This window comes from Variovorax nitratireducens (assembly GCF_051216545.1).
GTDB lineage: Bacteria > Pseudomonadota > Gammaproteobacteria > Burkholderiales > Burkholderiaceae_C > Variovorax.
On record NZ_JBPJZO010000005.1, the window covers coordinates 119,693 to 133,458 of the forward strand.

Here is a 13,766-nt window from a genome sequence, read left to right on the forward strand (position 1 = left end):
TGAAAAGGTTGAAATGGGCACAGACGACACACGCGGCGAAAGGGCCGGCGCCTTCTGAATACGCACAACAAGTCCACTTGGATGTGCGGATGCGGGCAGGAATTGCTGGCATCCGAAAAATTGGCGCCCAGATGTGAAGCGTTCGGGGTTCTGTGCCCCGCGCTGCGCTGGTGCACGGCTGAATCCTGGATCTAATGGCTGTCCATGCTGTGGACCACCGCGAAAGGGCTCATCGTTCCATCCCTTCGCATCGTGATCGCGTGGAAAGGGCAGGTCACGGCGCAATCGCTGCAGCCCGTGCACCGATCCGCGTCGCGCAGCGCAGCAGACTTCTTCCATTGCACCGCTTCGAGGCTGAGCAAGTGGAGGTCGCACGCGGCGACGCACCAGCCGCAGCCCGTGCAGCGGGCTACGTCGATGCGGGGCAGCCAACCCGGTCGCTCCGGCCGTGCGGGCCGATCAAGCGGTCCGGCGGAGTCCTCGGCGGGTTTGTGGGTCATGGGCAGGATCGACCGGCTATGCGCATGGCGGGAATCGCAGGTGATCTGTCATGGGCCGAGCGTAGTGCATGCGGCTGAAGGAGAGGGCATGCCGTGACCGTCCTCGAACCCTGCACCTATGTGCGCCTTCGCACAGACTGTTCGTCGCCGAACGGCAAACGATGGCGCATTACGCCTTCGAAGCAAAAGCAGGCGGCATTCATTGGATGAACAGGCGAAAGCTGTTGGGGTCTCGGACTATGCACAACTTTCTCAGCAACAACCGGGAGGAGTTGGTTTTGCGGTGCAAGTCGAAGGTCGCACAGAGACCCCGGCGCGCCGCAACTGAACAACAGCTGGCAAACGGGATCCCGTTGTTCCTCGACCAGCTGATAAGAACCCTCGCAGCGGAAGAAGCCGACAAACCGGCGGAGGGCATCAGAATCTCGGGGCCACCAGGCGGGGATCAGCCGGCCTTGTCGGAAATGGGGATGAGCGCCACAGCCCATGGCAAGGAGCTGCTGAAGCTGGGTTACACGGTGGATCAGGTCGTTCACGACTATGGCGACCTGTGCCAGGCGATCACGGATCTGGCCTTCGAACGCGACGCCCCGTTTGCTGTGGCAGAGTTCCGGACGCTGAATCGGTGCCTCGACAACGCCATTGCGGACGCTGTCACCGAGTTCAGCTTCCAGCGGGATACGCAAATCGCCCGTCAGCAGAGCCTCGACTCGAACGAGCGTTTCGGATTCCTGGTTCATGAGTTGCGCAATTCCCTGGGTACGGCGACCCTTGCGATCCATGCCCTGGAGCTCGGCAGCATGACAGTGAGCGGCGCCACCGGGGCCGTGCTGAAGCGCAGCCTGTCCGCGATGGGCACCTTGATCAGTCGGGCAGTTGCCGAGGTGCGCGGCACCTTGCCAGAACAGCGGCAGACATTTTCCGTCGCCTCGTTCATTCAGGAGGCTGAAACCACTGCCCAGCTCGTTGCAAGCGCCGCAGGTTGCGTCTTCGAGGTGCTGCCTGTCGACAGCCATCTGGCCATCCGTGGAAATCGCGAACTGCTGCTGGCCGCATTGGCCAACCTCCTGCAGAACGCGTTCAAGTTCACGCATCCCCACACCGATGTTGTCTTGAAGGCTTATGAGCTCGGCGAGCACGTGCTTATCGACGTCGAAGACCACTGCGGAGGGCTGCCACCGGGGAGCGCCGCCATGATGTTCGTGCCCTTCAACCAGCACAGCCATGACAAGTCGGGTCTCGGCCTGGGCCTCTCCATCGCCCGCCAGAGCATTGAGGCCGACTTCGGCACCCTGACGGTTCGGGACGTGCCCGGCACTGGTTGCGTTTTCACGATTCGCCTGCCGCGCCACGGGCTCCAGTGATGGTGGCCTTCCGGCGTGCGTTAGGCACCGGGTGGTCGCGCGGCCCAGTTCACGTCGCCCATGTCAGTCAAACCGGTCACGCGGCGTCCGGCAAGGCCGTGCTTGCTGGCGTCGCCGCGACACCAGCTGCCGGTGGCGCACGCCGCGTGCTCGCCCTTAGCGTTCTCATCAACATTCCCGTCAAGGTGGTGACGTATTCTGTCGAGCCCAAGGCGCCGCGTGCAACAGCCTCTTGGTCGTGCTCGGGACGCTGATCTGCAGAAAAAATGACGAACGGGATCGGGTTGCCGGCTTTGCGCAAGGCGTCCAACAAGGTATAGCCAGCACGACTGTCGGGTGGCCGGCCCATGTCCGAGATCACCAACTCATACCCCTTGCCCTCGAGCATTTCCAGCGCTTGCTCTGTCGACATCGCCGTCTCGACCCGGATGCCGCGACGCTCCAGATCCTTGCGCTCCCTCTCATTGTTCTGGGATTGATCGTCGACCCAAAGAACCAACGGACGCCGCGGCGGCTGCGCAAGCCTCAGCCGCACCGCATCGACGACGGTGCGCCCCAACGCTTCGATGAGCATGCAATAGGTCTGCGGGCCGATCGCCCAGAAATGCTGCGGTTGCCCGTCGGGTGAGTGGCTGGAAACGTCCCCGATCTGCAGCGCATGATCCTGCAAGGCCAGCGTGCGCTGAACCTGTTCAAGGTGAGACTTCGGCACGGTGTAGCGCATGGCTATCAGGGTTCCAGTCTGCAGGCCTTCGGCTCGCTCGAAGAGGCGGGTGCTCAGATCTTTCCAGAACGCGACGAAGCGCTCGAGATAGCTGGCGTAGTCGCTGCAGCGGGCAAATTCACAAAGACCCTGACTACCGAAATACTCGTAGAACCTGCTGCAGTAGCGCGTGACCCGATGGTCGGTCGAGACGCGCTGCAGCCGGGGCAGCAGATGGGCCGCCAGTTCCAGGGCCTCGGGGGAGGGCTGGTCTTCAGCGTCGCGCCATGCGGGATCGATCTCCATTTGCTGCCAGATCGCGCTTTGCAGGTCGATGTAGCGCTCAAGGCGTGAACCGCCGATCGCTTCCAGCAAGATCGGGTCTCCTGCCTTGATCCGGTCGAGGATAGTGAGGAGCCACGCGCTTTCCCGTGCAAGACCACGTGATGACCGTTTGGGCGATTCGATCTCCGCCTGCCAACTGTCCATGTGCTTCCTGAACATCTCGGCATCGGCCTCGGGCGATCCACCGAGAACCGGGTCTTCACCTGTGATCAGCACCTCGCTGACGGGCCCCGCAAAAACCCATTCGGACATGAACATCAGGTGATTCAGCATGGCGTGTGGTTCGCCTGTCTCGATGCCCAGAAATGCACCCAGCGTCTGCCGGTTGAGTGCTTGCGGGGCCGTCACCAGTTGCCGCACATGAAAAGCCAACGCCATGGACTGCAGCACCGACAAGGCGGCCTCCAGCCACATGCCCTCCGGCTCGGCGGATATGTCCGGGCCCGGTTCGGGCACCTTCGTCGCGAGCCCGTCTGGATCAATGCGCAGCAGTTGGACTTCGTCGCTGTAGCCGACGCACAGTTCCTCGAACGCGTCATCGAGCGGCATCGAAGAGAAGGCAAGGGAAACCCAGCTGTCAGAGTTCGGCGGGCCCGCGCGCCATGCCGCGACTTGGCTGAGCGACAGCGGCGGATCGGCTGAACAACGCCACAGCCAGACGTCGCCGCCTGCCAGGCCGCAGGCCAGATAGCTTCCGTCTCTCGACCATGCGAGCGATTCCACGACATGCGGCAGGTCATGCAGCCCTTCGTTGCGGTCACTGACGTCGACGAGCATGAGCTTGGCGCCGCGGCCGAATGCCAGCACTTTGCCGTCCGGGCGCCATGCCAGCGATGGATTCCCCGATTCGAGCGGCTGCGAAGGGGTGTACGCGTCCTCGAGCAGGCGCGCGTCCTGAATGCTGACCGGCCCGCCCAGCCACGCCAGCGCGAAGTGGACTCCGGCGGGATCCCATGCGAATGCCGGACTTCCGCGGCCTTCGAAGGATGCCGGCACGTCGGATTGGCCGGGAGATTCAGTCCAGCACACCCGCCCGTTGCCCGTGACTGCAATCGCGTCGCCGGAGGCGTTCACGTGCAGGGTTTCAGCGCGCACTCCCAGTTCCGGCGGCACCACGCCGTGTGCCGTCGGACTTCCCTCGACGACGATTTGCCGGGTTTCAGCGTTCAATGCCAGAAATCGCGGGTTGGGGTTGGCAGAGGTCGACGGCAACCACGCCATGCCTGCAGTGGCGCCGTCGAAAGGCATCTCGGGAAGCCATCGCGAGGCGTTCTGCCGGATTGCGAGCACCAGCCTGGCTGCGACGAATGGCGCGTTGCCTCGAACGCTGCGAACCGTTTCTTGGGGAAGGGTCCTGAGCGACCAATCATCCACACCATCTGGCTCCGAGCCGGTGTGGGTCGCTTCGAACATGAAAACTGGCGCGGCCTGATCGTCGTCGAGCTCGCGCCGAAGGGTGCGCAGCCACGACGAGCTGCGAAAGCTCTCGTCGCCGAGCAGACAGACGATCGACGAAGTGCGGCGAATGAGGCGGGCTACCGAACGAATCTCCGCGGCGGAACTGCGTTCGCCAGGGAGCGGGCGGATGCAGCTGTGGAAGCGCGCCTCCCACTCGCCGCTGAAGTGGCTTGCCAGCAGCGCGCGCGTGCTGCTGACGACCCGCTCTTGCAGCAGTTCATCGACCCCCCAGCCTTTGATGAACAGGATGTCGGCGCTGCGCGCCAGCGTCACGCGTTCGCGCGCAGGCCGTTCCGACGGCGACGCCGTTCGCGCCACCGAAAAGAAGGTAACGCCCGACAGGCTGCGCACCGCCAGCCGCGCGCCGTCCGGCGCGTAGGAGACGGCCATGACGAACTCTTCCATGGCCAGCCTTGCGCGGATCGTGACCCCCGGTGCGACCCCTTCTTCTGCGACGCGTCGGCGGCCTTCGCCGGCCGGGTCGGGCGAAAAGAGCCAGTCCAGGCGCCTGCTGATTTCGGCGAACGGGCGGGCCCAGTCGGGCAACGGCGTGTCCCCTTCGGCGTCGTCCACCAGCGCGGAGAAGCTGATGGCCATCCCCACCCGTTCCGAGATATAGGCAGTCACCGCGGCCCTGACACGTTCCACGTCGCCCCTGAGCAGGGATCGCTGGAGCAGTTCCCTGACGCCGTCCGGAAACTCGAAATGGACGTCATCGCGTGCGGCAGACCCGGCGACATTGCTGCGGTTCAGCAGGCCGCTGAGCAGCAGCAAAGGCAGATCCTCACTCGGGGCCTGCGGCAACATGATGCGCTGGATCAGCCGGACGACCGGCAATGTCAATGGCGCGGCGGCGGAGAGATATACGGCTGCCTGCAGCACGCGGGGCCCCGCCATGCTGCGCAGGCGTGACACCAGTTGCTCCGGCGTGGCGTTGCGGGATTGCAGGACGGGATCCGATTGCTGCCCTTCGTCGGCAGCCGCAACCCAGATCATTCCCGCGGGACTGCGGGCGTCTGCTCGACCCGAGAGCATGCGTGCCCAGCGCGCGACCGGCTGTGGCCGCAGCCCGATCGTCGGCACCAGCACGCCGGGCGGCTCGTCTGCCATCCAGGCTGGCTGCACGCTGTGCAGATCCCTGTTGGCTGCGCCCATCGATGGCGATGACACGAGCCAGTCCGCGCTCCCCAGCGCCGTGTTGCCCCACAGCCGCTCCGGAAGCAACTGAATGAGCGCGACCGATGCGTCCGCACCCAGCGCCGCGAACGTGCTGGCCATGGTGCCATCGCGCCAAGCCGCGGACGTGCCGTCGCTCACCAGCAGCACAAGCGGTTTGTCGCCTTCGAGCAGTCGCTTCGGGAGGGCTGCGCGAACGGACCGCCCCCGCGCAATCAGCCCTTCGGGCGAAGCGGACAGTTCGAAACGACGGAACGAACGCAAACCGATGCGGCGCGACAGAAGAACCGCCAGTTCGTCGACCACACTGCTCCACAACGGCAGCGTCGGCGTCTCTTCGACCAGGAACAGGACGTCGAAAACCGGCTCGCGCCGCGGCACGTAGCAAGGCACGAGGGCGCCAGTTTCTGCAAATCGTTCGACGGTAAGGTCCTCATCGAGCCGGCTCGACCGCCGCGATGGGAGTCGCCGGCCCAGCGGGCGCAGGGCGCGGGCCAGGCCCAACGCGTCACGCAGGGCCGGGACGCCCGCCACCCGGACGGCGCTTGCGCGCCCGCTGCCGCTGCCTCCGCCGGCAGCGTAGACGCCGCCCGATGGCTGGGTAGGGGTTTGGCCGGGCAACACGACCTCCCGCAAGTCTCCCGGAGGGGGAGGCGGTGGCCCGCCGGGCACCGGCCCATCCGGCGCGAATCGGGCCATATTTGGAGGCTTGAGTTCCGGTTGCGGTGCCTTGAGGTCCTGGGTCGGCTCCTGGTCGGCTGGCGTCAGATGCTGAGCCAGCCAGAGCGCGTCCATCAGGTGGTCGAGGTCATCGGCCAGGGACGCCGCCCGCAGAGCCTTGATGACCTCGCGCATGGTTGCAACCGCGCCGGGCTTCAGGCCAGCGAGCGGGTGATGGAACGCATCAGGGCGTTCTTCTCTTCTTCAGGCACGCCGTGTTTCCCGACGATGAGGAAGATGGCGTTCAGGAGCTGGTCGGTCGCAAGCGATTCCTTCTGGGCGCGTTCCACGAACTCGCGGATGCGGTCCCTCACCGCAGCAAGGGTAGGGGGTGCGAAGAACTCCGACATGTGCGCTTCCACGATGCGGGTGAGACGTTCTTCGCTGCTGCATGGATCCGGCATGTCGAGCCGCAGGCACCGGCGCAGGAACGCCTGCGGAAACTCCCGCTCGCCGTTGCTGGTGAAGACCATGAACGGAAACTGCTTGGTGCGCACGATGCCGCCGACAACCGGACAGGTATCGCCCGGGTGTCCCCGGTGCGTGCGCACCTCGACGACCTCCGAGCCGGACTCGGCGCTAAGGCGCGCCAGTTCCGGAATCTCGAACTCGCCTTCCTCCAGAATGTTCAGGAGGTCGTTCGGAAGGTCCAGATCCGCCTTGTCGAGCTCGTCGACCAGAAGGGCGCGTGGCCGGTCGGTTGGCAGCAGCGCAGTGCCCAGAGGCCCGAGCCGGAGGAAGTTCGTGATCGGAAGATCCCGGTTCGCAGCATCGGCTGCCGTGGTCGCGGGAGCCACCTTGTCGCGCCGCTGCTGCTCCTGCAGCCGGCCGACCGCATCGTAGACATAGAGGGCATCGCGCAGGACGCTGCGCGAAGTGACGGCCCAGCGAAGCGGCTCTCCCAGATTCAGTTCATAGGCGACTGCGTCGATCAGGGACGACTTTCCGCTCCCAGGCTTGCCCGTCACCAGCAGCGGCCGGCGCAGGTAGAGCGCCGCGTTCACGATTTCCAGGATTTCGGGCGTCGATTGGAACGTTCTGCCGCGCTGCTGCATCGACGGAGGCAGACTGTCCGCCGGCGGTATGTCGCGCTCGCGCACTGCTTCGTTCATCCGGAACGGCCGCCATGCGGGTGGTTCAGGAAGCTTGTCGATGCGATCGTGTGGCTCGCGCGTGCCAAGGAAGATTTTCCAGTCGTCCACGTTCTTCATGGTGCAGCCCCCTTCGCGCCGAGTTGTTGCGCATATGGATCGTGTGATGGGTCGTCCCACAGAATGGAAAGGCCTGCAGAAGGATGCTTCTCGCCCTGCGTCCGCTTCAATGTGAAGACCTTTTCCAGGGCTGCGTCGTCGGCGCAATTTGCCATGTCTGCCTCCCAGGTTTGCCTGTCGATTTCGGTCCAGGGGGCGCGGGGCCAGCACGCGAACGGGACCGCGCCACCCACGAGGCTCTGGCGTGCACTCTCGGTCAGGGTTCCGTCGACGACCGCCATGGCCAGTCCGACGCAGGATCCCGTGGGGTTGTTCTCGAAGTTCAACGCGAGATCACCGCGGTGAAGATGCTCAGGCTCCATCCATACCAGCCGAAGGCCGTGAACGCTGAAGCGCTGCTTCAGAAATTCGGCGGCGCGTTTCCATGCATCGAGGGCGGGCAGAAACTTCCGGCCCTGCCGGCTTTGCGCGCGCTGCAAGGCGCGCATCCGATCCGCAATCCGCCTGACGACCGCGTAGCGCTGCCCGACCGGAACATGGCTCATGCCATCGTCGAAAAGCTGCGTTTCGACATCCTCGTCGATCCGTGCCAGCGGCAGGGCGAACTCGAGAATGAAGAACGGCCGCGCGATCCCGGCGCTGTTGGCATGCGAGATCGCGAGCCCGATCAGCGAGCCCAGCGCCTCGGCTCGGGTCGCTTCGGTCTGCGCATCGGGCTCTTCGTCGTCGTCGACCAGAAAGATCGGCACGGGGCTCTTGCCGATGAACAACCATCCCTGCAGCGTCGAGGCGCCTTCGCCCGCGGCTGGGGCGCACTCGTCGACCAGCAGGAAGCAGATGCTGGAGCGTGGCGCTGCGAGTTCGTTGCGGCGCCGGTCGAGTTCGCTCTGGATGATGTTCGGGCCGAGGCTTCTGCCGAGCCATGTGACCACTCCGGCGCGGATCGGTTCGGACTTCGTTCGTGCGGCGACTTCCAGCGCGAAACGCTCGAGCGCGTCGGGTTGTCCGGGCAGGTGCGCCGTCTCGCCCAACAGTTCAATCATTTCAGCCAGCCCGTTCCGGAGCGCCCACTCGTGTGTCTCGGCAAGGGTGCTGACCTGCAATGCCGCCGAAAAACACGCCCGAAGCGTCGTGACGTCGACTTGAAGCTTGTTGACTTCCCGGGCAAGCTGCGTTGTCCGTGTTCTGGTCAGCACGATGCCATCGTCGTCGGTCAAATCGTCCGGTGAGCCGATCGCAAAGCTCACCGGCATCTGTTCGTCGCCGAAGAAGGATTGCCGCGTCGCACTGAACGCTGCCTGGAAGTTCGGCCACGGCTTCCGGGCTGCCGGGCCGGTCAGCTGGTCGAGCAGGCGGTTCATGCACTTGGACCCGGCTGCCTCGGTCGCGCCGGGTTTCGCGGCCTCCGTGTACGCGGTCTCGCCGGGCGATGCGGCCATCATGGCCCACTGCAGGATGTTCACGTCGGGATTGTTCCTGCGGCCAAAGTTGGTCGACGGCCCCAATGACTGCCCGCCGAACTGGCTGCCGGAGTACGTGGCGCAGGCGTCGACCACCAGAACCTGCTGCCGAAAGCCCGCGAAGTCACGCTCCTTGAGCAGTTGCATCAAGGAAGTGACGTCGCAGTGGATCGGCACGCGGGCTGCGGAATCCTCGTAGAACAGCAGGCGGGAGCGCCGCTCGGCGCGTTGGTCGATCAGTCCGTGGCCGGACCAGGCGACCAGCAGCAGCCCATCGCCGTCCTTCGGAACAGACTTCGGCAGTTCTTTCGCGAAGAAGTCCCTGATGGCCACCTCCGTCGCGGCAGCGCGGATCGCCTGGGGGTAGTTGGCGTCCCAGTTGGCGAGAAGATGCTCGCTGCCGGACTTGGCAGAGACGAACAACCGGATGCGGGACGGGTCCACGCCGCATTTGACGGCCCAATCGAAGACCCGACTGGCGTCCGCGACCGGCCCCAGAAGCGGGTCCGATGGCAGGATGCTGCTCTTCTCCACCGCAACGATGACGGCGAATGCGCGCTTGGGGTCGCTGACCGGGGTCATGCCATGAAGGCCTTGATCTCGCGCCAGAGTTTCTGGTCGGACCAGTAGGAACTGTGCGACTGTGGAAACGGCTGACGGCTGGTGAGCTCGACGTCGCGGATGCGCTGGGGAAAGATGCCCGAGCCGACATAGCTGAGCATGTCGTTGAGGTTGTAGAAGTTGAGCCATGGTGGAAAGCTGTCGGGAAGCTTTGCGCCTTGGCGCAGCGTTGCCAACGCATCCATCTCGTAGAGAAACGGCGCCTGGGATCCGGCCGTGATCAGCCCGGCGACGCGCGTCTCGCTGCCTTCGGCCAGCAGTTCGAACGAGGCAATCCCGCCCAGGCTGTGAGCCAGGATGTAGATCGGCGGCACCAGGTGCGTCAGCCGGGCCGCAATGAAGTCGCGCAGCCGCTTTCCGCGGACTTGGTAGAGCAGGACGTCAGCCGCTGCCGGAAACGTCGCATCGGTGAGAACCGTACGCTTGCGGCGTGCGATCGGCGTTGCAACCCATGACGCAAGCCCGAGAAACATGTCGCCCAGGGCGTCCGAGATCGCCTTGGGCGCGCCGCCGAGCTCGATCACGACTTCGGCATAGAGCTCGTCGCGCAGTTCGCCCGAGATGACGGGAAGTTCCGAATTGGTTGCCGCGTGCATCCATGCCGCCACGAAAGCGCGGCCGACGGCAGGGCGCCAGACCGCCGGGGCGGACATGGTGGGTGCCGCCAGCGCATCCTCGAAAACCGGGGCGTCGAGCACCCGCACCGCGCGGTCGATTTGGACGGCCGGGTCATGTTTTGTGCGGGCAAGCTCTTGCTGGACGCGATCCGACAATTGAAGGTTGCGCAGTTGCTTGAGAACCCCTCTCGGCGACGGCGCAGCAGCGGCGGCTTCCCCGGTATGGTCGGCTTCTTCGGCCGATCGCAGCGCAGCCATCGAGCGCAGCTCATAGAGGGGATCCCGATAGAGCAACCCCCAGCGTACGTCTTCGCGCTCGCGCACCTCTCGTTCGCCCCCGCCGGGGTCGGGCAGGTTCGCGTCGTAGCTGGGGACGGACAACCCGTCATTTGCAAGGGTGGCGCCGAGGCTGTCACCCCAGAGGCATGGCGCGAGCGTGACGCCGGGCAGGTGCTTTTTGACCTGTTCCGCCATCGCCTGGAAGCAAAGATCGTAGGTATTGCCCCGGACGCCCGTCCCGTGCACGAAAAGCAAAGTTGCCATGGCGAACTCCCGGTTCCGTCGACCCGATCGCTGCCCCCCTGCTTCGGGCGTGAATGTTAGCTCGCGCCCCTTGCCTTGGCGATTGCGCTGCCTCCTCCTTTTGGGGGAGCTGCGAGCCGGCGATTGACATACAGCCGTTCGGAGGATGGACGCTCGCGTCGCACGCGCCTACTGTGGAAGTCCCCATGAAAGGAGCTTCCCATGACACTGGAAGAAGTTGCCTCAAGTACCCAAGCGATGCCGATTTCAGCCATTGGTGCAGACGTGGCGCTGACGTTGGAGCTCCAGAACCGGCTCAGTGAGTTCGGTCTTCTTGATCCCCCTGCGGATGGGAGTTTTGGGCCGGTTTCAGCATGGGCGCTCGGGGCTTTCCTTGAGCGCACGACGGGCGTCAGCGCGGCAACTTCGTTCGGGGGAAGAGAGGCCCGGGCAATCCTGGAACCGCCAGGGCCTTCGCCGTACCCATTGAAGCCCGGCGATGACTTTGCGGGCCGGGTGGTACGCGCGGCGACGGCGCGTGGCGACTGGGTCTGCCGCCATCCGGGCTGCATCAACATCGTGTACGTCGATGGAACCGATGCTGATGGCACGCCCAACGCCAACATGCACAACAAGTTCGAGGATGTCCGGCTGGCCATCCGCGTTCGCGCGGACGGCATCCCGAGTGTCGAGGCAGCCTGGGAGGCCACTACAGAGCCGGGAACGTTCTACGTGCGAACCAAAAAGCTCCACGCCGAAGGCGCAGCACACATCGTCGCGGGCCAGTACAAGTCATGGTCGATCGGCATCCACAAGGCCGGTAGCCCGAGCGCGCACGAGGCACTTGTGCAGACGCTGCCCATCAAGATCACGCGCGACGGCAATGAGGATTTCGATCCGATTGGTGACAAGACCTTTGTGGGCATGTTCGGCGTCAACCAACACTGGGGCTTCGACTTCAGCCGCGAGGACGTGCGCACCGCCAGCGCGGGCTGCCTGGTTGGACGCACGCGAAACGGGCACCGCCAGTTCATGGCGCTGTGCAAGTCGGACCCGCGCTACCTGGTCAATCACAGCTACCGGTTCATGACCTCGGTGTTGCCCGCTGAATCCATGCGGTGACATGCGAGGGCGCCTGAGCCGCTGCGGGATTCCACCAAGGTTTTGCACCCGCCAGTGCGGCGCATACTCGTGGCAGAGCCGCTCGCCGGCCCCTTCGGGGTTCAGGGCGACTGTCAGGAGACACGCATTGCAGCGAACCGACATTGCCAACCCGGCCTATTTCCACAAGGTCGTCGATTGCCAGTACGCCTGCCCGGCGCACACTCCCGTCCCCGAATACATCCGCATGATCGCGCAGCGCCGCTATAGCGACGCCTACATGATCAACTGGGTCTCCAACGTCTTTCCAGGCATCCTCGGACGCACCTGCGACCGGCCGTGCGAGCCGGCCTGCCGGCGCGGGCGGGTGGAGGAAAGCAACGCCCAGCTTCCGGAACCGGTGGCGATCTGCCGGCTCAAGCGCGTTGCGGCCGACATGAAGGACGACGTGCGGGCACGCATGCCGAAGCTCGCGCCGAAGAACGGCAAGCGTGTGGCCTGCGTCGGCGCGGGGCCGGCTTCGCTCACTGTCGCGCGCGACCTGGCGCCGCTGGGCTACGAAGTGACGGTGTTCGATGGCGAAGCCAAGGCCGGCGGTTTCATCCGCACGCAGATACCGCGCTTTCGCCTGCCGGAATCGGTGATCGACGAGGAGACGGGCTACATCCTGGATCTGGGCGTCGAGTTCCGCAGCGGCGAGCGCATCGGCTCGATGAAGGCGTTGATGGCCGAGGGCTGGGACGCGATCTTCGTCGGCTGCGGCGCGCCGCGCGGACGTGACCTGGACGCTCCCGGCCGAAAGGAAGCGGCGGCCCACATCCACATCGGCATCGACTGGCTCAATTCCGTTTCGTTCGGCCACGTCAGCAGCATCGGCCGGCGCGTGATCGTGCTGGGCGGCGGCAACACGGCAATGGACTGCTGCCGGTCGGCCCGCCGCCTGGGCGGCACCGACGTGAAGGTGATCGTGCGCAGCGGCTTCGAGGAAATGAAGGCCTCGCCCTGGGAAAAGGAAGACGCCCAGCACGAGGGTATTCCGATCATCAACTTCCATGTGCCCAAGGCCTTCGTCCACGAGGAGGGCAAGCTGCTGGGCATGCGTTTCGAGATCGTCCGGGCCGAGTACGACGATCAGGGCCGCCGCACGCTGGTGCCCGCCGGCGAGCCGGACGCGTACTTCGAATGCGACGAAGTCCTGGTCGCGGTGGGACAGGAAAATGCCTTCCCGTGGATCGAGCGCGATTGCGGCATCGCCTTCGACAAGGGGGGCCTGCCGACGCTGGACAAGAACACCTTCCAGTCCACGGTGCCCCGAATCCTCTTTGGCGGCGATGCGGCCTTCGGCCCCAAGAACATCATCACGGCCGTGGCCCATGGCCACGAGGCTGCGGTCTCCATCGACAAGCTGCTGCGTGCCGAACCGGTCTACATTCGCCCGGCACCCATGAGCAACCTGGTGTCGCAGAAGATGGGCATCCACGAGTGGAGCTACGACAACGACACCTCGAACGACCTGCGCTACAAGGTGCCCTGGGCCAAGGCCGAGACGGCGCTGGCCAGCATCCGCGTCGAGGTGGAACTGGGCTTCGACGCCGCTACCGCCTTCAAGGAGGCCGAGCGCTGCCTGAACTGCGACGTGCAGACCGTATTCGTCGAGACCGCCTGCATCGAATGCGATGCCTGCGTGGACATCTGCCCGATGGACTGCATCAGCTTCACCGCCAACGGCGAGGAAGCTGAATTGCGCACCCGGCTCAAGGCGCCTGCGCTCAACCTGGCGCAGGATCTGTATGTGTCCGGCGGGCTCAAGACGGGCCGGGTGATGGTCAAGGACGAAGACGTCTGCCTGCACTGTGGCCTGTGCGCCGAGCGCTGCCCCACGGGTGCCTGGGACATGCAGAAATTCCTGCTGAAGATGACACCGGCGGGGCAGGGGGTGCCGGCATGAGCGCGGTTCGGCCGCCCGAA

The 13,766-nt window shown here is 65.1% G+C and carries 8 protein-coding genes; 3 read left to right on the forward strand and 5 right to left on the reverse strand.

What is annotated here, in order from left to right:
• Nucleotides 1–191: 191 nt before the first annotated feature.
• Complete coding sequence (locus ACSFA8_RS15110; RefSeq protein ID WP_435480319.1) at nucleotides 192–500, reverse strand: ATP-binding protein; 309 nt, start codon at nucleotides 498–500, stop codon at nucleotides 192–194.
• A gap of 239 nt (nucleotides 501–739) precedes the next feature.
• Between ACSFA8_RS15110 and ACSFA8_RS15115 the strand changes: the two genes are divergently transcribed.
• Nucleotides 740–1,864 (forward strand): sensor histidine kinase, encoded by a 1,125-nt coding sequence (locus ACSFA8_RS15115; RefSeq protein ID WP_435480472.1) that lies wholly within the window; start codon nucleotides 740–742, stop codon nucleotides 1,862–1,864.
• Between the two features lie 76 nt (nucleotides 1,865–1,940).
• On the opposite strand, the gene ACSFA8_RS15120 is transcribed toward ACSFA8_RS15115, so the two are convergent.
• The 4 genes from ACSFA8_RS15120 to ACSFA8_RS15135 are packed head-to-tail and all read right to left on the reverse strand — an operon-like array spanning nucleotide 1,941 to nucleotide 10,709.
• The gene (locus tag ACSFA8_RS15120) at nucleotides 1,941–6,401 is read right to left on the reverse strand and encodes an SAV_2336 N-terminal domain-related protein (RefSeq protein WP_435480320.1); all 4,461 of its coding nucleotides are present in this window, start codon (nucleotides 6,399–6,401) and stop codon (nucleotides 1,941–1,943) included.
• Nucleotides 6,402–6,421: 20 nt separating this feature from the next.
• The gene (locus ACSFA8_RS15125; protein ID WP_435480321.1) at nucleotides 6,422–7,477 is read right to left on the reverse strand and encodes an AAA family ATPase; all 1,056 of its coding nucleotides are present in this window, start codon (nucleotides 7,475–7,477) and stop codon (nucleotides 6,422–6,424) included.
• Nucleotides 7,474–9,519, reverse strand: a complete 2,046-nt coding sequence (locus tag ACSFA8_RS15130; protein WP_435480322.1) for a VMAP-C domain-containing protein — start codon at nucleotides 9,517–9,519, stop codon at nucleotides 7,474–7,476. Before ACSFA8_RS15130 ends, ACSFA8_RS15125 begins: the two co-directional genes overlap by 4 nt.
• Complete coding sequence (locus tag ACSFA8_RS15135) at nucleotides 9,516–10,709, reverse strand: hypothetical protein (protein ID WP_435480323.1); 1,194 nt, start codon at nucleotides 10,707–10,709, stop codon at nucleotides 9,516–9,518. The genes ACSFA8_RS15130 and ACSFA8_RS15135 overlap by 4 nt, the downstream gene beginning before the upstream one ends.
• Nucleotides 10,710–10,919: 210 nt before the next feature.
• Between ACSFA8_RS15135 and ACSFA8_RS15140 the strand changes: the two genes are divergently transcribed.
• On the forward strand, nucleotides 10,920–11,819 hold the full coding sequence (locus ACSFA8_RS15140) for a peptidoglycan-binding domain-containing protein (RefSeq protein ID WP_435480324.1): 900 nt from the start codon (nucleotides 10,920–10,922) through the stop codon (nucleotides 11,817–11,819).
• A gap of 127 nt (nucleotides 11,820–11,946) precedes the next feature.
• A complete protein-coding gene (locus tag ACSFA8_RS15145; RefSeq protein WP_435480325.1) occupies nucleotides 11,947–13,746 on the forward strand; it encodes an FAD-dependent oxidoreductase in 1,800 nt (599 codons plus the stop codon).
• Nucleotides 13,747–13,766: the final 20 nt, after the last annotated feature.

Bases quoted from the DNA above. Each gene is read 5' to 3' on its own strand.
- ACSFA8_RS15115 (WP_435480472.1), top strand. From the start codon at position 740: ATGCACAACTTTCTCAGCAACAACCGGGAGGAGTTGGTTTTGCGGTGC.
- ACSFA8_RS15120 (WP_435480320.1), bottom strand. From the start codon at position 6,401: ATGCGCGAGGTCATCAAGGCTCTGCGGGCGGCGTCCCTGGCCGATGAC.
- ACSFA8_RS15125 (WP_435480321.1), bottom strand. From the start codon at position 7,477: ATGAAGAACGTGGACGACTGGAAAATCTTCCTTGGCACGCGCGAGCCA.
- ACSFA8_RS15110 (WP_435480319.1), bottom strand. From the start codon at position 500: ATGACCCACAAACCCGCCGAGGACTCCGCCGGACCGCTTGATCGGCCC.
- ACSFA8_RS15140 (WP_435480324.1), top strand. From the start codon at position 10,920: ATGACACTGGAAGAAGTTGCCTCAAGTACCCAAGCGATGCCGATTTCA.
- ACSFA8_RS15130 (WP_435480322.1), bottom strand. From the start codon at position 9,519: ATGACCCCGGTCAGCGACCCCAAGCGCGCATTCGCCGTCATCGTTGCG.